Raw genomic sequence first — 25,711 nt, 5'->3', positions numbered from 1 at the left:
AGACGCGCATTCGTCTGTCGCGTCCAAAGGACCAGCCATCATGATCCGTACCGGTGTATCCGCCCTTGCCCTTGCCTGCCTGCTGGCGACGCCCGCGCTGGCACAGCAGAAAACTGCGCCTGCCAAGCCTGCTGCCGAAGCCAAGCCTGCTCCGGAAAAGGCGCTGACCCCCGCCGATGCCGACGCCTTTGTCGCGGCCGCGGAAAAGGCAGCGTTCGACTTTTCGGTCGAAGCGAGCCGGATCCAGTGGGTGAACGCCACCTACATCACCGACGACACCGACGCGCTGGCTGCACAGAGTGGTGCCGAGGGCACGGAAATGGCCGTGAAATACGCGCTGGAGGCGGCGAAATATGCCGCAATCCACGGCCTGTCGCCCGATACGAAGCGCAAGCTAGATATCCTGCGCTCCAGCCTGACCTTGCCCGCGCCGACGACGCAGGGCGCGGCGGACGAGCTGGCTACCCTGGTGACCAAGATGTCGTCCGCCTATGGCAAGGGTCGCGGCACGCTGGACGGCAAGCCGATCAACGGATCGGATATCGAGGCCGCAATGGGCACCGAACGCAATCCGGCAAAGCTAAAGGAAATGTGGCTGAGCTGGCACGACAATGTCGGCGCGCCGATGGGCCAGGATTATGCACGCAGCGTCGAGATCGCCAATCTGGGTGCCAAGGAACTGGGCTTTCGCGACGTCGGCGCGATGTGGCGTTCCAATTATGACATGGACCCGGCCGAGTTTGCCCGGCTGACCGACAAATTGTGGAAGGAAGTCGAGCCACTGTACCGCTCGCTCTTCATCTACACCCGCAAGAAGCTGAATGAGAAATATGGCGATGCGGTTCAGCCGCGCACCGGGCCGATCCGTGCCGACCTGCTGGGCAATATGTGGGCACAGGAATGGGGCAACATCTATGACGTCGTCGCGCCGCAGGGTGCGGGCGATATCGGGTATGACGTCACGAAACTGCTGGAGGCGAAAAAGGCCGATCCGGTCGGCTTGGTGAAGATCGGCGAGGGCTTCTATTCCTCGCTGGGCTTCACGCCATTGCCTGAAACGTTCTGGCAGCGATCGATGTTCGTCAAGCCTGCGGATCGGGAGGTCGTGTGCCACGCTTCCGCCTGGGACATCGATCAGAAGGACGATATCCGCATCAAGATGTGCATCAAGGTGAATGGCGACGATTTCGTCGTGATCCATCATGAGCTGGGCCACAATTATTACCAGCGCGCGTACAAGGATCAGAGCTATCTGTATCTGAACGGCGCCAATGACGGGTTCCATGAGGCGATCGGCGATTTCGTCGCGCTGTCGATCACGCCCGACTATCTCGTCCAGATCGGCCTGCTCGATCCGGCCAAGGTGCCGAGCGAGGACAAGGATATCGGCCTGTTGCTGCGGCAGGCGATGGACAAGGTGGCGTTCCTGCCGTTCGGCCTGCTGATCGATAAATGGCGCTGGGCAGTGTTTTCGGGTTCGGTAAAGCCGGACGGGTATCAGGCGGCGTGGGATGCGCTGCGCCTGCAATATCAGGGGCTGGTGCCCCCCGAGGAGCGCGGCAGCGACAAGTTCGATCCGGGCGCGAAGTATCACGTGCCCGCCAGCGTACCCTATACTCGCTATTTCCTGGCGCGGCTGCTTCAGTTCCAGTTCTACAAGGCGGCGTGTGAGCAGGCGGGGTGGAAGGGGCCGCTCCACCGCTGTTCCTTTTATGGCAACAAGGAAGTCGGCGCGAAGCTGAATGCGATGCTGGAAATGGGCGCGTCCAAACCATGGCCTGACGCGCTGGAAGCGTTTACCGGCAGCCGTGAAATGTCGGGCAAGGCGATGGCCGAATATTTCGCCCCGCTGAAGGCGTGGCTGGATGAGCAGATCAAGGGGGAGGCCGACGGCTGGTAACCGGGGTGCCGGCACGCGCCCTCCCGTCCGGGGAGGGCGCGGCGGGTGTCAGCGGAACGGCGGCTCGTTGAATGCGCGCAGCTTGCGGCTGTGCAGCTTTGACCCCTCACGCTTCAGCTCTTCGCAGGTTTCGATGCCGATCTTGAGATGCTCGGCAATGGCGCGCTCGTAAAAGCGGTTCGCCTGGCCCGGCAGCTTCAGTTCGCCATGCAGTGGCTTGTCCGACACGCAGAGCAGCGTGCCATAGGGAACGCGGAAGCGGAAACCCTGCGCTGCAATGGTTGCCGACTCCATGTCGATGCCGACCGCGCGGCTCAATGAAAAGCGCAGAGCCGATTTCGAAAAGCGCAGTTCCCAGTTTCGATCGTCGGTCGTGACGATGGTACCGGTGCGCAAGCGACGCTTCAGCTCTTCGCCATCCTCGCCCGATACGGTTTGTGCCGCGCGGGCCAGGGCCTGCTGTACCTCCGCAATCGCCGGAACCGGAATTTCGGGCGGCAGCACGTCGTCCAGCACATGGTCGTCCCGCAGATAGGCATGGGCCAGCACGTAATCGCCGATGCGCTGACTGGGGCGCAGGCCGCCGCAATGGCCGATCATCAGCCACGCATGGGGACGCAGCACCGCCAGGTGATCGCAGATCGTCTTGGCATTGGATGGCCCGACGCCGATATTGACCAGCGTGATGCCCGTGCCGCCGGGGGCCATCAGGTGATAGGCCGGCATCTGATGTCGCCGCCATGCGCTGTCACTGACCAGTCGTTCCGGATCATCCCCCGCCCGGATCATCACCCCGCCGGCCGCGGATACGCCGGTATAGGGGCTGTCCGGTCCCAACTGATCGCAGGCCCAGCGAACGAATTCATCGACATAGCGATGATAGTTGGTGAACAGGATATAGTGCTGAACGTGCTCGGCCGGCGTCCCGGTATAGTGGCGCAGGCGGGCCAGCGAAAAATCCGTGCGCAGCGCATCGAACAGGGCAAGCGGGCGGACGCCCGTTCCGTCGTCCCAGATGCCGTCGGCGATTTCGTCCCCGATATGCGCCAGTTCGGTCGCCGGGAAATGGCGGGCAAGCTCGATGGCCGACACCTGATCCAGGCTCAGCGCATGGCCCGGGTCAAGCACATAGGGAAATGGGATTTCCTGCTGGCTGAGGCCCACATCGATATCGACGTCATACGCCTGGATCAGCAGATCGAGCTGTTCGGTCAGGTAATCGGAAAACACCGCCGGCTTGGTCACCGTGATGCGGTAATCGCCGGATTCGCTCAGGCGGCCGAAGGACCGGAGCGGTGCCGGCCGCTGCTGATCCTCGCCGTGATAGGTCAAGCGTATTTCGGGATAGGCAAAACTGCCGTCCGTCCGCACGCCGGGCGCCGGAACGGTCGCATCGTCCAGGTAGCGGGTCAGCGCTTCCTTCAGATTGCGGACGGATTGCTGGTACAGCCGTTCCAGCTCGGCGACGATCTCTGATGCCTGTCTCATGCCGACCGGGCTAGGCCGACAATGTGAACCTGACAAGACCGTCGCCGAGGGATCGTTTCATCCGTGGCATTTTCAAACCGGGCGCCGGTGGTCAGACGTCCGACTTGCTATCCTTTGCGGGCGATGCGTCCTTCGACGATCCGCCCGTCTTCGCGCCCTTACTGCGCAGCTTGGTCGCGCCAAAGATTGCACCGGCAACCGCGGCTGCAGCGCCGGTGGCGATGGCAGCGATCGTGCCGGGGTTGGCCTTCACCGCCTTGACCGTCTTTTCGACGGCGGATTCGCTCTTCTTGCGGCTGGTCTTGGCAGCGGCCGTCTTGGGCTTGGTTGCGGTCTTGGGCTTTGCAGATGACGCCGTGGTCTTTGCCGCGGTACCGCTGGAGGCGGGCTTCCGCGTCGTCGGCGCCTTGGTGGCCGCCGTTTTCGCCGCGGTGCCGGTCTTGGTTGCACTGGGCTTGCGCGCCGGTGCCTTTTTGGCGGGCACGGCAATATCGCTGGCGTTGGCGGTCTTGGTGGCCGCGTCCGGGCCGCTATCTGTCGTCATCGCAATCCTCCGTGAGTTCGGGACAAGGAACGACTGTCAGGCGGCGATGGTTCCACCATAAGGTGCGCCCCCGCAAGGGTCGTTGCGGGGGCGACCGGGAAATTACAATGTTTCGAGCAGGTGCTCTGCCGAGCTCACCTTGAACTCGCCGGGCGCTTCGACATTAAGGGCTTCCACGACGCCGTCATTGACGATCATCGAATAACGCTGGCTGCGTATGCCCAGGCCGAACTTCGAACCGTCCATGGTCAGGCCGATTGCGTTCGCAAACTCGCCATTGCCGTCGGCCAGCATGGTTACCTTGCCCTGCGCCTCGTTCGCCTTGGCCCAGGCGCCCATGACGAACGGGTCGTTGACGGAAACACAGGCGATTTCATCGACGCCCTTGGCCTTCAACGCATCGCCCTGTTCCAGATAACCGGGCAGGTGCTTGGCCGAGCAGGTCGGGGTGAACGCGCCGGGAACGGCAAACAGCGCAACCTTGCGTCCGGCAAAGAAGTCGCTGGACTGGACGGCGTCCGGGCCGTCCGGGGTCGCCTTGATCAGCGTGACGTCGGGCAGCTTGTCGCCGGGTTGAATGCTCATGACGTGTTCCTCCTCTGATGGTGCGAATGCGCGCGTGATCTAGGATGCATGGCGCGACATTGAAAGGCGAACCATCATGGCCGCTGATTGTTGCGTGCCCGGGCAGAAAGGATCGGCCGCGCGAGCGGGGGGACCATCGTCATCAGCGCCATGGTAATCCGCCATTTCAGCGACTCGTCCGCCATGCGCCCGTCGTTCAGCCGGGCCAGCCCAGCGGACGTATCCCCCGAAAGGATCAGCGATTCCCCTTCCGCCCGGGCCAGCCGTTGCTCGATCAACGCCGCCATGCGTGCCGCGGTCGCTTCCTCCGGCCGCCCGGTCAGCGCCGCCCGCGCCTTGCGATACACGGCAGCTTCATACCGGAACAGCGTCGCCGAATTGCGCGACAGGGAGGCGGATCGACGACGATAGCGGTGCAGGGGCCGGGGCACATACCCGCCGCTGAACCCGGCCGACAGGATCCGAACCCAGAAATCCAGATCCTCCGCCGAACGAAGCGAAGCGTCGAACCCGCCGATCGCATCAAAAGCGGAACGTCGAAACATCCCCGCGCCAAAGACGTAGAATTGCCGGGCCAGCACTCGGTCCAGCGTGATCGGCAGGACCTGCGGAAAATAATCCGTGAACCGCTCTCCGTCCCGCGAGTCTCCGAAATAGGTCGCATCACAGGTGACAAAACCGTGCCGATCGTCGGCGATCAGCGCCGCGTGCATCGCGCTCAGATAATCCGGCTCATACAGGTCGTCGCCGTCCAGCAACGACAGGATGGGCGCGCGCGCCGCCGCAATCGCCCGGTTGCGGGCCAGGGCAAGTCCGCCATTATCGGTATGAAGCAGCCGAATGCGCGGATCGGCCAGAAAAGGGGCAACGGCACCGGCAACATCGTCCGGCGCGCCGTCGTCCACCACAATCGCCTCCCAATCGGTCAGCGTCTGCGCCTGCAGCGAGGCAAGCGTTTCGCCGACCATATCCGCAACGCCATATGCCGGAACGATCACGGAAACAGCGGGCGGGCTTGGGTTTGCCATGCGGCGCACTATAGTCGGCCGTCATGGAGGCGCCACCCTATCTTGTCGGCCAGTTGCTGCTGGCCCTGCCGGGCATCGGCGACCCCCGCTTCGAACAGGCGGTGATCGCCATGTGCGCGCATAATGATGAAGGCGCGCTGGGCATCGGCATCGGCGCGATTATCGAGGGGCTGTCGCTGTACGACCTGTTCGATCAGCTGGAGATCGAGGCGCGCGATTGCCCCGACGGGCCCGTCCATTTCGGCGGGCCGGTCGAGCTGCGACGCGGTTTCGTGCTGCACAGCCTGGACTGGAGCGGGCAGGACACGATCGATGTTGCGGGCAACTGGGCGCTGTCGGGCACCGTTGATGTGCTGCGGGCGATTGCAGAGGGGCGGGGGCCGTCTCGCTGGCTGGTCGCGCTTGGCTATGCCGGATGGGGCGAGGGGCAGTTGGAGGACGAGATGACCCGCCATGGCTGGTTCAATGTCGGCGGCGATACCGAAATCGTGTTCGACATGCCGGCCGAAATCCGATGGACGAACGGGTTCGAGCGGGCGGGGATCGACCCGCGACTGCTGGCGCCCGGCGGGGGCAACGCCTGATTCCCGCCGGTCGGATCACGGGGATATAAAGGATTCTTTATACGGCGATTGCGTTCGCCCTCGTCCCCCTGTATCGGGGCTGGCAGACGGCATGGCGGAGGCGCTGTGCCCTTTTTGCCGACCAGGAGATTTGACTGTGGCCACCGCGACGATCGACGCCGCCAAGGATTATGTGATTGCCGATATCGGCCTTGCCAACTGGGGCCGGATGGAAATCGACATCGCCGAAACCGAAATGCCCGGCCTGATGGCGCTGCGCGAGGAATTCGGTCCTTCGCAGCCGCTGAAGGGCGCGAAGATCGTCGGTTCGCTGCACATGACCATCCAGACCGCCGTGCTGATCGAGACGCTGACCGCGCTGGGCGCTGATGTGCGCTGGGCAACCTGCAACATCTTTTCCACGCAGGATCACGCCGCCGCCGCCATTGCCGCCGCCGGCATCCCGGTGTTCGCGGTCAAGGGTGAGAGCCTGGCCGATTACTGGGACTATGTCGGCCGCATCTTCGATTGGGGCGACGAAACCTGCAACATGATCCTGGACGATGGCGGCGATGCCACCATGTTCGCGCTGTGGGGCGCCAAGCTTGAGGCCGGCCACAGCTTCGGCGAACCGGAAAATGAGGAAGAGGTCGAGATGCAGCGCGCGGTGAAGGAATTCATAGCTCGCAAGCCCGGTTACCTCACCGAGACGGTGAAGAACATTAAGGGCGTGTCGGAAGAGACCACTACGGGCGTCCATCGCCTGTATCACATCGCCAAGAAGGGCGAGCTGCCCTTCCCCGCGATCAACGTGAACGACAGCGTCACCAAGTCTAAGTTCGACAACCTGTATGGTTGCAAGGAATCGCTGGTTGACGCGATCCGTCGCGGCACCGACGTGATGCTGGCCGGCAAGGTCGCCGTCGTCGCCGGCTTTGGGGATGTTGGCAAGGGTTCGGCCCAGTCGCTGCGCAATGGCGGCGCGCGCGTCCTCGTCACCGAAATCGACCCGATCTGCGCGCTGCAGGCGGCGATGGAAGGTTTCGAGGTCGTGACGATGGAAGAAGCGGTGCAGCGCGCCGACATCTTCGTGACGGCGACCGGCAATGCCGACGTCATCACCGCCGATCACATGAAGGCGATGAAGCCCATGTCGATCGTGTGCAACATCGGCCACTTCGACAGCGAAATCCAGATCGCGGCCCTGTCCAATTACAAGTGGACCGAGATCAAGCCGCAGGTCGATCTGGTCGAGTTCGACGATGGCAAGCAGATCATCATCCTGTCCAAGGGTCGTCTGGTGAACCTTGGCAACGCAACCGGCCACCCGTCGTTCGTCATGTCGGCCAGCTTCACCAACCAGACGCTGGCGCAGATCGAGCTGTTCACCCGGCCCGAGCAGTACAAGAACGAAGTTTATGTCCTGCCCAAGCATCTGGATGAGAAGGTGGCGGCGCTTCATCTCGAAAAGCTGGGCGTTAAGCTGACGCAGCTCAGCCAGAAGCAGGCCGACTATATCGGCGTGCCGCAGGCTGGCCCGTTCAAGCCGGATCATTACCGCTACTGATCCGCGCAATAGCGACAAAAAAAGGGGGGCGTCCCGGTTTCGGCCGGGGCGCCCCCTTTTTCTTGCGCATACGCCTTTTGATCTTGGCAGCGCCTAACGAAAAGGGCGCGCGGATCGCTCCACGCGCCCTTCCGGTCCGGGTGTCCCGGCTTATTGGTTCGGGCCGAAGGCGATCCGCGCACCGGCGTAGAAGTACCGGCCAAGGAAGCTGTACGGCTGGTTGACCGATGCCACGTCGCCAATGTCGTTCAACAGGTTGTTGACGCCGGCATAGAAGCGGAAATTCTCCTCAACATTGACCGCAACCTGCACGTCATGCTCCCACTTCTCCCGATAGAAGAAGTATTGCGGATCGGAGATGTCGGGCTGGGCTGCGATCTGATCGTCGGTGAACCGGCGGGTCTTGCTGAAGAAATTGAGGCCATAATTGATCATCAGCGCTCCGTTCGACCAGGTCAGGTCCGCGGTACCCGAATATTCCGGATAGCCGACGGTCAGCTTGCTGATTTCGATCGCGGCACCCGGGGTTGGTTCGAAATCGAACTTGTTCAGGTAATTGCCAACGACCTGCAGGTTGAAATTGCCGATATTGGCAACCTCGAAATTGTAATTGACCTGCACGTCCAGACCAGCCGTGTTGATCGCCGCAACGTTTTGCGGTCCGAGCAGATAGTCGTTCACGTAACCAGTGCCAGATGATCGTCCGACGCGGTCGCAGAACTCATTGTCCAACGTCGGCTGATCGACACACAGATCAACAAGCTCTTGCGCCGTCGCTGTCCGAACCGCGTTCTTGAGCTGAATGTCATACCAGTCGGCGGTGACGACCAGTCCGGGAATGAAGCTTGGCTGCAGCACGACACCGGCAGTCCAGGTGCGGGCCGTTTCCTCGCTCAGATTGGCATTGCCACCGACACGGCCGGGAAGGCTGACCGTGGCCGTCGGATCGGTCGTCGGGCTGAAGGTTGCCGGATTGATGCCAAGCGAGGTGAGCAGGGCGGTACAGTTCGCCTGCCGGAACTCGGTCCCTTCCGGAATGTTCTCCGGGTCGCACGGATCGTCGATGAACGAAAACGTGCCGCTGACCGGCGAAAACAGCTCGGAAATGTTCGGGGCGCGCACGGCCTGTGAATAGGTGCCCCGGATGCGGATATCGTCGATCGGCGAATAGATGCCGCTGAAGGACCAGGTATCCGTGCGCCCTACCGTCGAATAATCCGACAGACGGATCGCGGCGTTCAATTCGAGCAGCTGCGCGAACGGAACATCGCGGAGCAGCGGCGCGCTCAGCTCGGCGAAAACCTCCTTCACGTCGAACTCGCCGCCGACCGGCGAGGTTTGCGAGAAATCGGCAAGGACGCCGTCCTGGACGAACTGGTCTGGGACGAAATCGCTGATTTCCTTGCGGTACTCGCCGCCCACGGCAAACCGGATCGGCCCACCCGGCAGCTCGAAGAACTGACCGAAATCGCCGCTGATCGATCCCGAAACAACGTGCTGCTGCACCTTGTACGTGTTGACCAGGTCGACGTTGATGAAGTCCAGAGCGGCCTGATCAGCGACACCGTCGCCCAGCACGTTCAGCGGCCGGCAGCCACTGTTTGCGCCCGGCGTGAACGTCTGGAAACCCGGGAACTGGACGGACCCGAAATCCAGCTGGAACGGCGCTGCATTCGGGTTGAGCGTCGAGCGGCAGACGATGTTGCCGGAAACCGGGTCCCGAACTGCATCCAGCGCCGCCAGATAACGGTCTGTAACGCGGTAGTTGGTCGACAGGAATTCGCTGTCGGTCACCCCGTAGGTGTAATAGATGTCATAGGTGGCATTGTCGCTCAGGCGACCGTCCGCACCGACGACACCGCGCCACGTTTCGCGCACGGAGCGCTCGCCACGGATGCCGAAATCGAAATTGTCGCGCGAGATCAGGGCACCCTGGGTTCCCGCGCCGAAGCGATCGACCAGATAGGCGTTGTCCGCTTCAAGATAGGTGAAGAAATCGAAGCTCGGCTGAGCGATCGTGAAGCTCCGCGTCTTGGCGTATTTGCCCTGTGCATACAGGCGCAGCGCCGGCGAGACCTCGAAACTGGTCAGCAGATTGACGTTGTGCACCTCGTTCTGCGGCGCCAGATCGCCCTGATACCCGGCCAGCGGCGTGCTCGATCCGCCCTGCGTCAGGCCACCCGACGAAGGCAACAGCCGACCCCGGTCGTAAATGCCGCCCGAACCGGTAAATTCGGGCACGCCGTCGAATCCGCCGACAACGAACTGGCCGGTATCCGGATCGATCGAGCCCAGGTCGATGGCCCCATCGCGCGAACTGTCGGCATAGCGCAGGTCGTTGAACAGCAGCCGGTCGAACACATTCGGATCATCGGGAAAATCGTCAGGATTGCGGACCAGACCGAACGCCCGACGCGGGTCGCCGACCCGGCCGCGGTCAAAGCTGTTCACGCGATCATCGTCGCGCCACTCATAGGACAGCGCCACATTGCCGCGATTCTCGGCAAAATTGGTGCCCAGCGTGACGCTCAGGAACCGGTTGCCGGCATCGCCCTCTTCGGAAATGCCGGTCTGCGCCCGCACCACCGCACCATCGAAATCGCGACGCAGGATGAAGTTCACGACACCGGACACGCCATCCGCACCATAGACCGCCGACGCGCCGCCGGTCTGAATGTCGATCCGGCGGACCATCTCGGTCGGAAGGGTGTTGATGTCCACCGATGCCGTGCCCGGCACCCCTGCGACGTGACGACGCCCGTCGATCAGCACCAGCGTCCGGTTGGTACCCAGGTTGCGCAGATTGAGCAGCTGGATGGCGGTGGACCCGGTGTCGCCCGTCGATCCGGACTGCTGGGCACTCGTACTGGAGCCGAGCAGGGCCGGATTCTGAACCAGCACGTCAGTCAGGTTGACCCGGCCCGACTGCTGCAGGTTTTCCGAGCTATAGGAAATGACGGGGTTGGGATTGTCGACCGCCGGGCGCTGAATGCGGCTTCCAGTGATGACAATATCCTCGCCGGTGTCTTCCGGTGCTGGGCTGGTGGCTTCTTCCTGAGCCGGCCCGGCTTCCTGCGCCAGGACGGGCGAAGCGACGATGAGTGAAGCGGGAACCAGGAACGAACCGGCCAGCAACGCTGAACGCATACAAACTTTCATGAACGCACCCCTTACGCGAAAAACCCCAGGTTCGGGCAGACAGCCGTCCTCTACCCGTCCGCGCGGCGATGCAACGCTGATACGTGTATACCACAGGGCAGGGTGTGAGAACAGTTTGCGGGTGTTGTAGAAACACCACAATGGCGCGTGATTATGCCTTATCGGGGATCACGCTATCCGCTTAGTGCTCCCGGTGTGCGCAGGGACATCAGGCTGCGTGCCTTCGAACAAGTTACGCAAATCATTCTGCATCATGCCCAGCCACCATATACCGGTCCTGTTACGGATCGGCCCGCGATCAGTGTTGCGCGCTCGCCTCGCTCTCATCGGAAACGGCGTGCCCCGGTTTACATTGCGCGGGCGTGCAGCATACTGTCTTCATCGCACTTCGTGATGGGCAGAAGACGGCAAACCGTCCGGTCCCGAGTGAGCAAGCGCAGGGGAACATGGCAGGCTGCGTAACGGGCCAGCCATCGCTCAGTCACTATTTTTGGGGTGTTTCAATGCTCAAGAGAACAGGGGTCCGGGCTGCACGCCTGGCAGTCGGAACGAGTCTTGCCATGGTCCTGGCATCAGGCGCTATGGCGCAGGACCTGTCGGATACCGCTGCTGCGGTCGATCCAGATACTGCTGACGATGCAATCATCGTTACCGGCAGTCGACTGGCTCGCGATCCGAACGCTGTGGCGCCATCGCCCATCAACGTAATATCGTCGGCGGATATCGCTGCGAACGGCAGCCAGGACGCGACCGCTGCACTGCGCCAGATCCCGGCGCTGATCTCATCGCGGACTGTGGCCGACTCCATCGAGCGCCCGGGCGGCGGCGTCGGTCAGGCAACGCTGGACCTGCGCCAGCTGGGTGCCAATCGCACGCTGGTCCTGGTCGACGGGTATCGTCACGTATCCGGTGTCGCCGGATCCCAGACCGTGGACGTGTCCACTATTCCAACCGCCCTGATCGATCGCGTTGACGTGCTGACCGGCGGCGCTTCCGCCGTGTACGGTGCTGATGCGGTGACGGGCGTGGTGAACTATATCCTCAAGAAGGATTTCGAGGGGCTGCAGCTGAATGCCCAGTCCAATTTCGCCACTTCAGGATCAGGCGGCGGCCAGTCGGTCGACCTGACCTATGGCAAGAATTTTATCGATGGTCGCGGCAATATCACCTTCTCGGCCGGCTACACGTTGGAGCAAGAGGTCTTGTTCGGCGATCGTCCGTTCACGCGGGACAATGGTCGCGGCAACAACAGCACGACGTATCAAAATCCGCTGCTGCGGTTCCAGCGCGGCGATATCGATCCGGCGACGATGCCGAATTTTGCCGGCCGGTTTTCGTCGGCGCAGGGGCGCCTGCCTTTCGGCTATGTCATCCCGTTGCCAGGCACGGCTGCTTATAACCAGCTGTTTCCGACGGGTACCAGCCCGACCGCAGCGGAACTGTCGTTGATCAACCGCGCGCTTGCCGCACCCAGCTTTGTCATCCGGCCGGACCCCCGGTTTGGTATCAGTTCGGGTCAGGGCCTGATCTTCCGCGCGGACTACGGCTTCTTCAACGCTGATATCAATAACAACGGCGTCAATGATTGCCGGGAAAGCTATATCGGTCTTACCGGCTTCGGCGGCGGCGGTTGCTACGTCTCGACGCCGGGCGGCGGGGTAAAGATTTTTGAGGACGGCGTTGTCTCGACGGGTTCGAACCAGTTTGGCGGGGATGGCGCGGTAGAGCGGACCAACCAGACGTCGCTGGTGCCGCAGAGCGAGCGCATTTTCGCCAACCTCCGGCTGACCTATGATTTCTCGCCCGGTGCAGAGTTTTTCCTCGACGCCAAATATGCGCGGAACAACACGGTTTCGCGGAACAATTACAACACGTTCTATGACAGCTTGTTGATCAGGAGCGACAACCCGTTCATTCCCGCTGCGCTGCGTGCCGATGCTTTGGCAGCGGAGGATGCTTTGGGGAACGTGGACGCCAATGGCAATCCCGTCGCCGGCCTGCGCGTCAGCCGCGACTTTCTCGACCTTGGGCCGAACATCCAGCGGGCAGAGCGCGATACCTACCGCGTTGTGGCCGGCCTGCGCGGCGAAGTGACCAGCAATCTCGATTACGAACTGGTCGCCAATTACGGGCGGACCGACAGCGCGGTCACCCAGTCGAACTCGGTCCTCTATGACCGGCTGTTCGCGGCGTTGGACGTGGTTACGGGTCCCAATGGACAGCCGATTTGCCGGTCTGACATTGACCGCAATTCGCTCTATCCGGGCAGTGAAGTGTTCCCGGTCATCGCACCGGGTTATTTCACGTTCCGTCCTGGGGATGGGCAGTGCAAGCCGGCAAATATTCTGGGTGGCGAAAACTCGCTCAGCCCGGAAGCGGTTGCGTTCATCACGACGCCGACGACCGACCTGTTCGGGCTTGAGCAGTTCGTCGTTTCGGCAACGATCAAGGGCGACACCAGCGGGTTCTTCAACCTGCCCGGCGGACCGGTTCAGTTCGCCGTGGGTGGCGAGTATCGGCGAGAGGAATCCTCGTCGCGTTTCAACGATTTTGAGCTGGGCATTTTGCCGGAAGGATCGCCGGCAGGGCCCGCGGGCACGTTCATCGGCGATGTATCGCCTAACCAGTCGTTGTTGTTCGATGCGTCCACCCGAACGTTCAACACCGGCGGCGCGTTCGACGTGAAGGAAGTGTTCGGTGAAATCTCGATTCCTCTGCTCGCCGATGTCCCGCTGTTCGATGAACTGACGATCGACGCTGCAGGACGCTATGCCGATTATTCCACGATCGGGGGTGCGTTCACATGGACCGTCAACGGCATCTGGGCCCCCATTCAGGACGTTCGGTTCCGGGGAACCTATTCCCGGGCCATTCGCGCACCGAACATTGCGGAACTGTTCAGCCCTGCACAGGGTGCGACATTCCGCCCGTCGGATCCGTGCGACGTGGTCAACCAAAACGCCACCCCCAATCGCCTGCAGAACTGCATCGCAGAGGCGACAGCGCTGGGCATCCCCAACGCCGCAGCGTTCATTGCGGGCTATAGCGACCCGCTGACCGCTCGTTTTTCGGGGACCAGCGGTGGCAACACTGCCCTCGAGGAGGAAACGGCCACGACCTGGACGGCGGGCACTGTTATTCAGCCGCGCTTTCTGCCCGGGCTGACCATTTCTGCCGACTATTATTCGATCAGCATCGAGGACGCGATTGCGGCGGTCACGGCGCAGGACATTGTCAACACCTGCTACGACAACGTGACTTTCCCGAATCAGTTCTGCGATCTGTTCGAACGCAATGGTCCAACTGCTGGCGCAACAACCTTCGGCTTTAACTTCCTGCGTCAGACGCAGCTGAACTTTGGCCGGATCGAGACGTCTGGTGTGGATTTCACGGTCAATTATGCCTTTTCGCTGGGTGATCACAACTTCAACCTTCGCGGTGGCGGCAACTGGACCGAGAAGGTCGACCGGTTCTTTGATCCGGTCGACACCACGCTGGTCAATCCCGGGCTGAATGAACTGGGGGCACCGGAATGGTCCGGCCTTGGTTCGTTCACCTATGGCCACAAGGGCTTCGGCTTCAACTACACCGTTCAGTATGTCGGACGACAGGCACTGGCGACGGTGATTCAGATCGAACGAATTGACAGGGAGTTTGGCGCAGCCGGCTGGGCACGGGAGTATTTCGTGCACAACGCGTCCATCAGTCTGAAGGCGAATGACCAGTTCACGCTCAATTTGGGCCTGAACAACATTACGGACGCAAAGCCCTATCTGGCCAGCTCGGCCTATCCCGTGAACGGGATTGGCCGGATGGCCTTTGTGGGGATCCAGGGCGCTTTCTAAAGCAGCTTGATCCTATCGTAGTTGGGGGGGCGGGCATTGTCCGCTCCCCCATTTTTGTTTGGCGACGGGGTTAAATCTCGTTGCCTGATCAAATCCTTCGCCTAGACGGTCGCGCTGTGGCATCAGGGTGGCGGGATGTTTGACAGCGGTGTTTTGGCGATTGCTGGGGGTGTGGCGGCGGCCGTTCTGGTCGGCGGCGGCTTCATGCTGCATCGCGGACTGGTCGCCGCCCGGTCGGCTCGTCTGCTGATTGCCCAACACCGGCGTAGCAACGCGCTGATTGCGGCGGCGCCGATGGCCTGGGCGCTGGTCGACATGGACGGGCGGCTGCAGGCGGATGGCGCGCTTGCCGTCCGGTTGGGTCTGGATGCCGTTCCCGATACGCTGACGGCGCTGGCCGCGGATGACCGGCTGTGGAGTGCCGAAACGGGCGCTCGACTGGTCGAAGCGGTGAACATGGCCCAGCGGTCCGGCCGATCGTTTGAACTGTCGCTGGAGATGAGCGACGGCAACCGATTCGTGAACCTGTCCGGGGATCGTTCGCCGGTCGCAATGGGTACGCCGGGTGCTGTGCTGATCTGGTTCCACGATGACAGCGTGGCGCAGCGGTCCCTGCGTCAGCAGACGGTGGCCGCTGAGGATTGGCGAGCGGCATTCCACGCGGTCAACGATCTGATCAACGCGGCGCCCATGCCGATGTGGCTGCGCACTGCCGACCTGCAACTGGCGATGGTCAACCGCGCCTATGTCGAGGCGGTGGATGCCGACAGCGCGGGGGACATCGTCGCGCGGCAGATCGAATTGGCCGAAGTCAGCGGACGTGAAGGGCCCATTGCGCAGGCGGCAACCGCGCGGGACGGCAACAGACCCGTGGTCATCGCCGCACCGGCCACGATCCGCGGTGAGCGGCGGATGTTGCGGTTCCAGGTCCTGCCGCTGGCGGACGGGATGACGGCGGGCTTTGCGGTCGACATCGACGATCTGGAACAGGCGCGCGGCGCGCTGAAGCGGTTTGGCGAGGCGCAGCGGGCGATGTTCGATCGCCTGTCCGCCGGCGTTGCCCAGTTTGCTGCTGACCGAACACTGGTATTCTGTAACCAGCCGTTTCGCCGCATGTTCGCTATTCGGCCCGAATGGCTCGCCGACCGCACCGAATTCGACCGCGTGCTCGACCGGATGCGCGAGGCGCAGCGATTGCCCGAAGTGCGCGACTTCCCAAGCTGGAAGGCGGAGCGCCGGGAATGGTTTCTGGCCGATGACGGGGGGATCGAGGAAAGCTGGCACCTGCCCGGCGCCGCGCATCTGCGCGTGCTGGCCCAGCCATTGCCCGATGGCGGACTGCTGGTGGTGTTCGAGGACCGGACGGAGCAGGTCCAGCTGGCCAGCGCGCGGGACACGCTGTTGCGGGTGCGCACGGCAACGTTCGAAAACCTGTCCGAGGCGCTGGGCGTGTTTGCCGCCAATGGCCGTATCCAGTTGTGGAACACCAAGTTCGCGGCAACGCTGGCCATCGACCCTGAAACCATGACGAGCCATCCGCGCGCGGACATGCTGGCCGCCAAGTTGCGCCCGCTGCTTGCCAAGCCGGGTCAGGCCGATCTGATTGCCGTGCTGGTCAAGTCCGCGACGCTGGAGCGCGCGCAGCGCGGCGGCACGCTGGCCATGGCGGACGGGCGGGTGCTTCAGTTGAACGCTGTGCCGCTGCCGGATGGCAACGCGCTGCTGACCATGATGGACATGACCGATTCCCTGCGCGCGCAACAGGCGCTGGAGGAACGGAACAAGGCGCTGGTGACCGCCGACCGGATCAAGACCGATTTCATGGCGAACATGAGCTATGAACTGCGCACGCCGCTGACCACCATCGCCGGGTTCGCCGAAATGCTGGATGCCGGATATGGCGGCGCGCTGAACGATGCGGGGCATGAATATACGCGCTCGATCCTGACTGCGTCGGCCCGGCTGGGCACGCTGATCGACGATGTGCTGGACCTGACCGCCAATCAGGATGTGGAGCCGGAACGTGCGCCGATGGCGATGGAGCCGGTGGCGCGGGCCGCGGCAGAGGCGGTGGCCGCACTGGCAACGGAGCGCGGTATTCAGGTCGAAGTCGATATCCAGCCTTCGGCCGGGGAGATCCGCGGCGATGCGCGCCGGGTTCGTCAGGCGGTGGAACATCTGATGCGTCATTCGATCAGCGGCCTGCCATCAGGCGCGCGCGTGCTGCTGCATCTGGACGGCACGACCCGGCGGACGCGGGTCGTGGTGGCCGATGACGGGCCGGGCGACGAAATGCCGTCGCGGCCGGGGTCCGGCGATCTTGCCCTGCCGCTGGCGCGTCAGGCGATCGAGGCGCATGGCGGCACGCTGAAACTGGTGGCGCGGCCGGGCGAGGGCACGATGCTGACCGCGGAATTGCCACGCGGATGATGCTGCCCGACGAAGCGGCGAGCGAGGCGCTGGGCCGGGCGCTGGCGGATGTGGTGATGGCGGGGGACGTCATTGCGCTGTCAGGCCCCCTTGGCGCGGGCAAGACCAGCATCGCGCGGGGTCTGCTCGCCGGGCTGGGCCTGATCGGGGAGGCGCCGTCGCCCAGCTTTGCGATCGTCCAGCCCTATGCCCCGCCGGAAGTGCGGATGCCCGTTCTGCACATCGATCTGTATCGCCTGAACGATCCCGACGAGGTAGAGGAACTTGGCCTTGATGAGGCGCGACAGGATCATGCGCTGATCGTCGAATGGCCGGATCGGGCGGGCGTGCACGCCTGGCCCGATGCGCTTCGCCTCATGCTCGATTTCGCACCGGGCGGCGGGCGTGCCTTGACAGCGAAGGTACCGGACGGTTGGACACGGCGATGGCCCTTTCCATGATTCCGCCGCCGCATGCCGATGCGTTTCTGGACCGTGCTGGCTGGACCGGCGCTGCCGTCCTGCCGCTGGCCGGCGATGCGTCGTTCCGCCGTTATTTCCGCGTCGTGCGCGATGGCGAGACAGCGGTCCTGATGGACGCACCCCCTCCGCACGAGGATCCGCGGCCGTTCATCGCCATTGCGCGCTGGTTGCAGGAACGCGGCTTTGCCGCGCCGCGCATCCTGAGCGAGGATCTGTCGGGCGGGCTCGTGCTGATCGAGGATTTTGGCGATGCGCTGATGCGGGCGGTCGTGGATGATTCAGAGGCGGAGGAAGAGCGGGTTTACGCTGCCGCCGTCGATCTGCTCGTCGAATTGCGCTCTGCGGGGGTGGCCGATGTGCCGGTCTATGACCGCGCCGTCTATCAGCGGGAGGCCGCGCTGCTGCCCGAATGGTATTGCCCGGCGGTGGGAGCGGACGGCGATGCGGTCGCCTATGCCGCGGCGTGGGACGCGGTGTTGCCGCTGGTGCTGGACCCCGCGCCGGTCGTCACGGTCCTGCGCGATTACCACGCAGAGAACATCATGCTGACCGCCGGCGGTTCGGCGCTGGGCCTGCTCGATTTTCAGGACGCGCTTGCCGGTCATGCGGCCTATGACCTTGTCTCGCTGTTGCAGGATGCCCGGCGCGAGGTCCGCCCTGAACTGGAGGCACGGATGCTGGCGCGGTACAAGGCGGCGACCGGGGAGGGCGATGCGTTCGATGCGGCCTATCATGTTCTTGGGGCGCAGCGGAATGCGAAGATCACCGGCATCTTTACCCGGCTGTGGCAGCGGGATGGCAAGCCGCGTTACCCGACCCTGTGTCCCCGCGTATGGACGTATCTGGAACGCGATCTTGCGCATCCTGCGCTGGCCCCTGTCGCTGCATGGTTCGATCGGGTGATCCCGCCGGCGCTTCGCGGTGATCCGGTCGTGATTGCCGGTGCCTGACCGCCGATGAGCACGCATGTGACGATCCGCCCGGAACTGGATGTCCGGGTGCCGGAAACCGCGATGGTGATGGCGGCGGGTCTGGGCAAGCGGATGCGGCCATTGACTGCAACGCGGCCAAAGCCGCTGGTCGAGGTGGCGGGCAAGCCGCTGATCGACCATGTGTTCGATCGCCTGCGCGCAGCGGGGGTCCGGCGCGCCGTCGTCAATGTCCATTATCTGGCCGACGCGCTGGAGGCGCATCTGACCCGGCGGGTCGAGGGGATCGAGATTGCCGTGTCCGACGAACGGGCGCAGCTGATGGAAACCGGCGGCGGGCTGGTCCAGGCCCGGCATCTGATCGGCGATGACCCGTTCCTGTGCGTCAACAGCGACAATTTGTGGGTCGATGGGCCGTTCGACACGATCCGGGCGATGATGCAGCAATGGGACCCGGCCCGGATGGACGCCCTGTTGCTGATGGTGCCGCTGGCGCGGGCGCACAATCACGGCGGGCAGGGGGATTTCCATCTAGACGCGCATGGCCGGATTACCCGCCGACGGCAGGCCGGGCGGGTCGCCCCCTTTGTCTTTACCGGCGTTCAGATCCTGTCCCCGCGCGTCATCCGCGATTGGCCGGACGGGCCGTTCAGCACCAACCTGTTCTGGGAACGCGCGATAGCCGAAGGGCGCGCCTGGGGGATGCCGCATCAGGGCCTGTGGTTCGATGTCGGCACCCCTGCGGCGATCGCCGCGACCGAGGCGGTGCTTGCCAATGGCTGACCGGGCGCGCCCCGGCCTGTACACCATTCCCATTCACCGGGCCTTTGCCGACGCGCTGGCCGATGGCCTGCTCCGCCGGTTCGGGCATGATCCGATGATGCTGGCGCGCACGCTGGTGCTGGTGCCCAACAATCGCGCCCGGCGATCGGTGAGCGATGCGTTTGTCCGCGCCAGCGGTGGCGGATTGCTGCTTCCCCGGCTGGTGGCGATCGGCGATCCGGAACTGGACGAGGCGGTGGGCGTGATGGCCGATCCCGCCGATGCGGACGACCCGCCCCCCCCGGCGGTCGACCCGCTGACCCGGCGTCTGGTCCTGGCGCGGCTGGTTCAGGCGGCGCAGGCAAAGGCCGGTCGTGCCATTGACGCGGTGGAGGCAATGCGGTTGTCCGGAGAGCTTGCCCGGACGCTGGACCAGTTGCTGATCGAGGAGCTGAGTCCGGCCGCGCTCGATGCCATCGAGCTGCCCGATGGCCTGTCGGAGCATTGGGAACGGTCGCTGGCGCTGTTCCGCGTCGTGGCCGACCAATGGCCCCGCGAGCTGGAACGGTTGGGGCGCATCGACCTGGCCCGGCGGCGCGCGCTGCTGATGGACGGCCTTGCCCGGCGCTGGAGGGCCGATCCGCCCGCAACGCCGGTCTGCGCGGCAGGGATTACCGCGTCGGCGCCGGGTATCGCCCGGCTGCTTCGCGTGATTGCCGAGTTGCCGCAGGGCATGGTGGTGCTGCCGGGACTGGCGACCGACATGGACGCCGAGCAGTGGCAGGCGCTGGGGCCGCACAAGGCCGATCCCGATACCGGCCGTCGCAAACCGTCCATCGAAACGCATCCCCAGTTTCACCTGAAGCTGTTAATCGACCGGATGGGCGTTGCGCGTGAGGAGTTCCGGCTGTGGCGGGGCGGCAGCGAACATGACGCAGCGCCCCAGCGCAGCCGCGCTGTCGCCACCGCCATGGCCCCGCCGCGCTTTACCGAGGCATGGATCGACAAGCGGCCCGATGAGCGGCGGCTGGCCGGCGTGGCGATGGCCAGCCTGCCGACACCGGCGGACGAGGCGCAGGCCATTGCCCTTGCCCTGCGGGAGGCGCTGGAGGAACCCGGCCGCACCGCGGCGCTGGTGACGCCGGATCGCGCGCTGGCACGCCGGGTTGCCGCCCATTGTCGGCGTTGGGACATCATCGTTGACGACAGTGCGGGCCAGCCGCTGTCCATCCTGCCACCCGGAACGCTGCTGATCGCTCTTGCCGAGGCGGTGTCAGAGCGCTTTGCGCCGGTGCCGCTGCTGGCGCTGCTGAAGCATCCACTGGTTCGGGCCGGTGAGGATCGGCTTGCTTGGTTAGAGGGGGTGCGCGCCCTGGACCGGGCGCTGCGTGGTCCGCGACCGGCAGCGGGCCTTGCCGGGATCGACCGTCATCTGGCGGAGCCGGCCGCCCGTCGAGAGGAAACAGAACTGCGTCAGCGGGCGGCGGCGTGGTGGCAAACGGCGCGGCCGTTGCTGGAACCGCTCGCCGAACTGGCTGATGGCGGCCCCGCACCGCTCCGCATATTGCTGGCTGCCTTGCGCGAGGGCGTGTCGGCGCTGGCCGGGGATGCCGTATGGGCGCGGGCCGATGGCCGGGCGGCGGCCGAACTGATCGGCGCACTGGAAGCAGAGGGCGATCATGGCCCGGCGCTGGTCGATCCGGGGTCGCTGCCCGCAATGCTGCGGTTGTTGATGGACGAACAGGCGATCCGCCCGCCACAGGGCGGGCATCCGCGCATCGCGATCCTGGGTCTGATCGAGGCGCAGCTGCAGACGGCCGACCTGATGATCCTGGGCGGCATGAACGAGGGCGTCTGGCCAGCCCGGCCCGCGCCCGATCCATGGCTTGCCCCGCGCATCCGCGCCGAGCTTGGCCTGCCGGGGCTGGAGCGGCGGATCGGCCTTGCCGCGCATGATCTGGCCGGGGCGCTGGGCGCACCGGAGGTGATTCTGACGCGGTCGGAACGGGATGCGACCGCGCCCACCATCCCCTCGCGCTTCTGGCTGCGGCTGGAGGCGCTGACGGCGGATCAGCGTGCGGCGGCGGAACGGGCGCGGGCGGCAATGCTGATGGCGTGGACCCAGGCGATCGACCGGCCCGCGGCCCATCGCCCGTCCGACAGACCAGCTCCGGCCCCGCCCGCCGCAAGCCGGCCGCGACGGATCAGCGTGACCGAAGTCGACCGGTTAAAGGCCGACCCCTATGCGTTCTACGCCCGCCGGATGCTACGGCTGGAACCGCTTGATCCGGTAGACGCGGATGTCAGTGCCGCATGGAAGGGGACGGCCGTCCACGCCGCGTTCGAACGCTGGGCGAAACAGGATCTGGCGCGCCCGGACCGGCTGCGCGATCATGCCGAGGCGCTGTTTACCGCCGAAACGACCCATCCGATGATGCGTGCGCTGTGGCGACCCCGCCTGATGGAGGCGATTGCATGGATGACCGATCAACTGATCGTGCAGCAGGCCGCCGGCCGCAGCGTGCTGGCCGTCGAACAGGGCGGCAGCATTGAATTTGAGGGCGTGACCCTGACCGGACGGTTTGACCGCGTTGACCGGGATGCACAGGGCGAATTGATCATCATCGATTACAAGACCGGGATGCCGCCATCGCCCCGCGCGATCCGTGCGGGGTTCAGCTTTCAGCTGGGCCTGATCGGCTTAATGGTCGAACGGGCGGGCTTTGCGGGCATTGGCGGGGATGTGACCGGGTTCGAATATTGGTCGATGGCCAAACAGGGCAGCAGCGGGAAGTTCGGGTACATCGACAGCCCCGTCGATCCGGCCAAGCGCGATCCCATTGCAGCCGAGGATTTCGTGCCGACCGCAGCGGCGGGTTTTGCCGATGCGGTGCGCCATTGGCTGACCGGCGATGAACCATTCAAGGCAAAACTGCATCCCGATTATGCCCGCTATGCCGATTATGATCAGTTGATGCGCCGCGATGAATGGTGGGGCCGTGAGTAACCTGCGCCCGCTACCCGTCCTGATGGACGAACAGGCGCGTGCTACCGCGCCGGACAGCCATGTCTGGCTGTCGGCATCCGCAGGGACCGGCAAGACGCAGGTGCTGTCCGCCCGCGTATTTCGCCTGTTGCTCGCCGGCGTTCGGCCGGATGCGATCCTGTGCTTGACCTTTACCAAGGCAGGTGCGGCCGAGATGGCGGAGCGGATCAATACCCGCCTGGGCGCATGGGTGCGGATGCCCGAGGCGATGCTGCGCAAGGAGCTGTTCGCGCTGGGCGAGGATCATCTGTCGCCCGCATTGCACGCCCGTGCACGAACGCTGTTTGCCGAGGTGCTGGATGCGCCCGGCGGTGGCATCCGCATTCAGACCATCCACAGTTTCTGTCAGAGCCTGTTGGCCGCCTTTCCACTGGAGGCGGGGCTGATGCCGGGGTTCCGGCCGCTGGAATCGCGCGAGGAAGCGGTGCTGGCCCGCGATGCGCTGGCCGTGATGCTGGTGGATGCAGAGGCGGCGGGCGACCGCACTGTGCTGGATGCGGTTGCAGCATTGAGCTTGAGGCTGGGCGAGGGGGGTGCGGAGGCGTTCCTTCGCGCCTGTGCAGCCGCGCCAGAGGCGATGGATGCGCTGCCCGATCCGATTGGCCCGTGGCTGCGCGACCGGTTGTCGATCCCGCCCGGCGATGTCGAAGCGGCCATCGCTGCGGAATGTTCGGACGAATGGCTGGGGCTTGCAGAACTGGCGCGGCTCAATGCCGAGTGGGGCACCAAAAAGGGGTTGGAACGGGCCGATCGCATCGCCGCATGGCTGGCGCGCAGCCCCGCCGACCGGGCGGCATCGCTTGGCGACCTGCACCTTGCCTGGGCGCGCAAGGATGGCGAGCCTGGATCGACGGCCAAGGGTCAGGTGCCACAAGTCGATGGCTATCCCGACCTTGCCGCACGATTGTTCGACCGGTGCGGCGGGTTGATCGGGCTGCGCGCGCAGGCGTGGTTCGCTGATCTGCTGGCCGATGGCTTGGCTGCCGGGCGGCGCTATTGCGACGGGTATCGAGCGGCCAAGCGGCGGCTGGGCGCGGTGGATTTCAGCGATCTGATCCGGGAAACCGGCCGGCTGTTGCAACAGCCCGGGATCGGCGAATGGGTTCGGTACAAGCTGGATCAGGGCACCGAGCATATCCTGATCGACGAGGCGCAGGATACCAACTGGGACCAATGGTCGATCATCCGGGCAATGGCCGATGAATTCTTTGCCGGTGAAGGCCAGCAGGCGGCGGGCACCCGCACCCTCTTCACCGTCGGTGATTATAAACAGGCAATTTTCGGGTTTCAGGGGACGGATCCCCTGAATTTTGCGCTGGCCCACCGCCATTTCGAGCGGCTGGCCGAACCGGACGTGGCGGTGGAGCGCGATGCGCCGCAATTGCCGTTTGAAACATTGGCCCTGACGCACAGCTTCCGGTCGGCGGAACCGATCCTGACGTTCGTCGACAGGGCAATCGCGGTGCTGCCAGACGCGGCGATGGGCCAGTTTTCGGACATCAAGCCACACGGAACCCATGTGCAGGGGCCGGGGCTGGTCCGGCTGTGGCAGCCAGTGACACAAGGCGGCGCGGACGAGGGCGAGGAAGGCTGGGTTGACGATGCCACCCGGGCGATTGCCAAACGGATCGCGGGGTGGCTGCGCGACGAGATTGCGTCGGGCCGTGTCGAACCGGGCGAGGTCATGATCCTGGTGCGCAGTCGGGGCGAGCTTGCCGCGCTGCTGGTCGCGCGGCTGTATGAAGCGGGCGTGCCGGTCGCCGGGGTCGACCGCCTGCGCCTCAACGCGCCGCTGGCGGTCCGCGACCTTTTGGCTGCGATCCGGTTCGTCCTTCAGCCGGACGACGACCTGTCGCTTGCCAGCCTGCTTGTCTCTCCGCTGATGGGGTGGAGCCAGCAGGACTTGCTCGACCATGCGGTGCGCAGCGAACGAGTGACGTTATGGCGTCATCTGCGCGACACGGCACCGCCCGAGCGGATTGCGCCGCTCTATGCGATGCTTGCCCAGGCCGATTTCACGACGCCGCACCGGTTCCTGGAACAGATCCTGTCCGGCCCGATCCAAGGGCGACTGCGCCTGCTGGAACGACTGGGCGAGGAGGCGCGCGATCCGGTGGAGGAGCTGCTTTCCGCCGCGCTTCAGTTCGAGGGGCAGGCAACGCCCAGTCTGCAGCGGTTCATTGACTGGTTCGACCGGGGCGAGGTCGAGGTGAAGCGAGACGCCTCCCAGCCCGGCAATGCCGTGCGGGTGATGACGGCGCACGGGGCCAAGGGGTTGCAGGCGCCGCTGGTGATCCTGGCCGATGCGACGTCCGATCCCGACCGCAGACCCGATCGCGGGTTTCAATGGGAAGTGGAGCCGGGCATCAAGCTGCCCCTGTTCCGCCCCAAAAAGGACGAGCGGGGCGAGGCGCTGACCAGCCTGATCGAAGCGGCTGGGCGGCGCGAGCTGGAAGAGCATTGGCGGCTGTTCTATGTCGCGGCGACCCGCGCCGAACGCGAACTGGTGATTGCCGGTGCGCTTGGGCCAGCGGCAAAGGGCGAGGTGCCGGGCAACAGCTGGTACGCCTTGGCAGCTCGCGCGTTCGACGATCTGGAGGTGCCCCCGCTGGACGATGGCGCAAGCGAGCGATGCTGGGGTGCGGACGGCCTGTCCGGACGGTCGAAGGCGAGGGTGGCGGAGGATCATGTTCCGGCAACCCGTGCCGACCTGCCGGACTGGGCCGATCAACCGGCACCCGCCGAGGCGCGCCCGCCGCGCCCGCTGGCTCCGTCTTCGCTGGGGGATGACACGGTGGCCGATCCGCCGCCAAGCCCGGCGATGCGCGAAGCCGCAGAACGCGGCCGCCTGATCCACGCGTTGTTCGAGCGGTTGCCGGTTGTCCCGGCCGATCGCCGGCGGGCGGCGGCGGATCGCTGGCTGGCCCGGTCGGCCGGAGTTGGCGACGCCGGGGAGCGGCTGGCGTTGATCGAGGACGCGATGCGGGTGATCGAGCATCCCAACTATGCCGACCTGTTTGCCGCCGATGCGCTGGCCGAGGCACCGATTGCCGCCGTGGTCGACGGGCTGGTCGTTGCCGGTACCGTCGACCGGCTGCTGGTTGGGCCGGACCGGGTGCGGATCATCGATTTCAAAACGGGCCGCCGCGTCCCCGCCAATGTCGGCGAAGTACCGGCCTATCACCTGAAGCAGATGGCGGCCTATGCCGCTGCGCTATCGGTCATCTTTCCGGGCCGCACCGTGGATGCCGGCCTGCTCTACACCGCGGGTCCCGCGTTGATTGCGCTCGATCCCGAGTTGCTGGCCCTGCACAAGGCGGCCTTGGGCGATCCGCAGCAAAGCTATGCCGACGCGCTGCTTGAGCCGGGGACGACACCGCCTTAAGTTGCATTCCAAGCAAGTT

At 64.7% G+C, this 25,711-nt stretch carries 15 protein-coding genes; 10 read left to right on the top strand and 5 right to left on the bottom strand.

Going from position 1 to position 25,711, the window contains the following annotated elements:
- The first annotated feature begins 40 nt into the window (after window positions 1-40).
- Entirely contained in the window at window positions 41-1,900 is a 1,860-nt protein-coding gene (locus tag ACNI3Q_RS03345) for a M2 family metallopeptidase (RefSeq protein WP_426273998.1), read from the top strand.
- Window positions 1,901-1,948: 48 nt separating this feature from the next.
- On the opposite strand, the gene ACNI3Q_RS03340 is transcribed toward ACNI3Q_RS03345, so the two are convergent.
- From ACNI3Q_RS03340 to ACNI3Q_RS03325, 4 genes are all read right to left on the bottom strand, one after another.
- Window positions 1,949-3,388, bottom strand: coding sequence for an AMP nucleosidase (locus tag ACNI3Q_RS03340; protein ID WP_426273997.1), 1,440 nt, complete (start codon window positions 3,386-3,388; stop codon window positions 1,949-1,951).
- Between the two features lie 91 nt (window positions 3,389-3,479).
- On the bottom strand, window positions 3,480-3,932 hold the full coding sequence (locus ACNI3Q_RS03335; protein WP_426273996.1) for a hypothetical protein: 453 nt from the start codon (window positions 3,930-3,932) through the stop codon (window positions 3,480-3,482).
- A 102-nt stretch (window positions 3,933-4,034) separates the two neighbouring features.
- Entirely contained in the window at window positions 4,035-4,517 is a 483-nt protein-coding gene (locus ACNI3Q_RS03330; protein ID WP_426273995.1) for a peroxiredoxin, read from the bottom strand.
- A 74-nt stretch (window positions 4,518-4,591) separates the two neighbouring features.
- Window positions 4,592-5,545, bottom strand: coding sequence for a glycosyltransferase family 2 protein (locus ACNI3Q_RS03325; protein WP_426273994.1), 954 nt, complete (start codon window positions 5,543-5,545; stop codon window positions 4,592-4,594).
- A 23-nt stretch (window positions 5,546-5,568) separates the two neighbouring features.
- On the opposite strand from ACNI3Q_RS03325, the gene ACNI3Q_RS03320 reads away from it, so the two are divergent.
- A complete protein-coding gene (locus ACNI3Q_RS03320; protein ID WP_426273993.1) occupies window positions 5,569-6,129 on the top strand; it encodes a YqgE/AlgH family protein in 561 nt (186 codons plus the stop codon).
- Between the two features lie 151 nt (window positions 6,130-6,280).
- Window positions 6,281-7,675 (top strand): adenosylhomocysteinase, encoded by a 1,395-nt coding sequence (gene ahcY / locus ACNI3Q_RS03315; RefSeq protein WP_426274194.1) that lies wholly within the window; start codon window positions 6,281-6,283, stop codon window positions 7,673-7,675.
- A 150-nt stretch (window positions 7,676-7,825) separates the two neighbouring features.
- Here ahcY and ACNI3Q_RS03310 read toward each other — a convergent pair whose 3' ends face one another.
- A complete protein-coding gene (locus tag ACNI3Q_RS03310) occupies window positions 7,826-10,822 on the bottom strand; it encodes a TonB-dependent receptor plug domain-containing protein (RefSeq protein ID WP_426273992.1) in 2,997 nt (998 codons plus the stop codon).
- A gap of 572 nt (window positions 10,823-11,394) precedes the next feature.
- On the opposite strand from ACNI3Q_RS03310, the gene ACNI3Q_RS03305 reads away from it, so the two are divergent.
- The 7 genes from ACNI3Q_RS03305 (at window position 11,395) to addA (ending at window position 25,692) form a co-directional block, all read left to right on the top strand.
- Window positions 11,395-14,679: a TonB-dependent receptor domain-containing protein gene (locus ACNI3Q_RS03305; RefSeq protein ID WP_426273991.1), complete on the top strand. Its 3,285-nt coding sequence runs from the start codon at window positions 11,395-11,397 to the stop codon at window positions 14,677-14,679.
- Between the two features lie 135 nt (window positions 14,680-14,814).
- The gene (locus tag ACNI3Q_RS03300) at window positions 14,815-17,109 is read left to right on the top strand and encodes a sensor histidine kinase (RefSeq protein WP_426273990.1); all 2,295 of its coding nucleotides are present in this window, start codon (window positions 14,815-14,817) and stop codon (window positions 17,107-17,109) included.
- Window positions 17,106-17,549 carry a tRNA (adenosine(37)-N6)-threonylcarbamoyltransferase complex ATPase subunit type 1 TsaE gene (tsaE, locus tag ACNI3Q_RS03295; protein WP_426273989.1) on the top strand — a complete coding sequence of 148 codons (444 nt, stop codon included), beginning with the start codon at window positions 17,106-17,108 and terminating at the stop codon, window positions 17,547-17,549. The genes ACNI3Q_RS03300 and tsaE overlap by 4 nt, the downstream gene beginning before the upstream one ends.
- Window positions 17,546-18,520 (top strand): aminoglycoside phosphotransferase family protein, encoded by a 975-nt coding sequence (locus ACNI3Q_RS03290; protein ID WP_426273988.1) that lies wholly within the window; start codon window positions 17,546-17,548, stop codon window positions 18,518-18,520. The genes tsaE and ACNI3Q_RS03290 overlap by 4 nt, the downstream gene beginning before the upstream one ends.
- 6 nt (window positions 18,521-18,526) lie before the next feature.
- The gene (locus ACNI3Q_RS03285) at window positions 18,527-19,282 is read left to right on the top strand and encodes a nucleotidyltransferase family protein (protein ID WP_426273987.1); all 756 of its coding nucleotides are present in this window, start codon (window positions 18,527-18,529) and stop codon (window positions 19,280-19,282) included.
- The gene (addB, locus tag ACNI3Q_RS03280; protein WP_426273986.1) at window positions 19,275-22,268 is read left to right on the top strand and encodes a double-strand break repair protein AddB; all 2,994 of its coding nucleotides are present in this window, start codon (window positions 19,275-19,277) and stop codon (window positions 22,266-22,268) included. The genes ACNI3Q_RS03285 and addB overlap by 8 nt, the downstream gene beginning before the upstream one ends.
- A complete protein-coding gene (gene addA / locus ACNI3Q_RS03275) occupies window positions 22,246-25,692 on the top strand; it encodes a double-strand break repair helicase AddA (RefSeq protein WP_426273985.1) in 3,447 nt (1,148 codons plus the stop codon). Before addB ends, addA begins: the two co-directional genes overlap by 23 nt.
- The last annotated feature ends 19 nt before the right edge of the window (window positions 25,693-25,711 follow it).

It is taken from the genome of Sphingomonas eleionomae (assembly GCF_049889035.1).
Classification (GTDB): domain Bacteria; phylum Pseudomonadota; class Alphaproteobacteria; order Sphingomonadales; family Sphingomonadaceae; genus Sphingomonas.
The sequence above is the reverse complement of the archived record's forward strand: the minus strand, read 5'-3'. Positions and strand labels throughout refer to the sequence as shown.

Excerpts from the sequence above, each read along its gene's own strand:
- ACNI3Q_RS03345 (WP_426273998.1), top strand. The coding sequence starts at position 41 with ATGATCCGTACCGGTGTATCCGCCCTTGCCCTTGCCTGCCTGCTGGCG.
- ACNI3Q_RS03340 (WP_426273997.1), bottom strand. The coding sequence starts at position 3,388 with ATGAGACAGGCATCAGAGATCGTCGCCGAGCTGGAACGGCTGTACCAG.
- ACNI3Q_RS03335 (WP_426273996.1), bottom strand. The coding sequence starts at position 3,932 with ATGACGACAGATAGCGGCCCGGACGCGGCCACCAAGACCGCCAACGCC.
- ACNI3Q_RS03330 (WP_426273995.1), bottom strand. The coding sequence starts at position 4,517 with ATGAGCATTCAACCCGGCGACAAGCTGCCCGACGTCACGCTGATCAAG.
- ACNI3Q_RS03325 (WP_426273994.1), bottom strand. The coding sequence starts at position 5,545 with ATGGCAAACCCAAGCCCGCCCGCTGTTTCCGTGATCGTTCCGGCATAT.
- ACNI3Q_RS03320 (WP_426273993.1), top strand. The coding sequence starts at position 5,569 with ATGGAGGCGCCACCCTATCTTGTCGGCCAGTTGCTGCTGGCCCTGCCG.
- ACNI3Q_RS03310 (WP_426273992.1), bottom strand. The coding sequence starts at position 10,822 with ATGCGTTCAGCGTTGCTGGCCGGTTCGTTCCTGGTTCCCGCTTCACTC.
- ACNI3Q_RS03305 (WP_426273991.1), top strand. The coding sequence starts at position 11,395 with ATGGTCCTGGCATCAGGCGCTATGGCGCAGGACCTGTCGGATACCGCT.
- ACNI3Q_RS03300 (WP_426273990.1), top strand. The coding sequence starts at position 14,815 with ATGTTTGACAGCGGTGTTTTGGCGATTGCTGGGGGTGTGGCGGCGGCC.
- tsaE (WP_426273989.1), top strand. The coding sequence starts at position 17,106 with ATGATGCTGCCCGACGAAGCGGCGAGCGAGGCGCTGGGCCGGGCGCTG.
- ACNI3Q_RS03290 (WP_426273988.1), top strand. The coding sequence starts at position 17,546 with ATGATTCCGCCGCCGCATGCCGATGCGTTTCTGGACCGTGCTGGCTGG.
- ACNI3Q_RS03285 (WP_426273987.1), top strand. The coding sequence starts at position 18,527 with ATGAGCACGCATGTGACGATCCGCCCGGAACTGGATGTCCGGGTGCCG.
- addB (WP_426273986.1), top strand. The coding sequence starts at position 19,275 with ATGGCTGACCGGGCGCGCCCCGGCCTGTACACCATTCCCATTCACCGG.
- addA (WP_426273985.1), top strand. The coding sequence starts at position 22,246 with ATGAATGGTGGGGCCGTGAGTAACCTGCGCCCGCTACCCGTCCTGATG.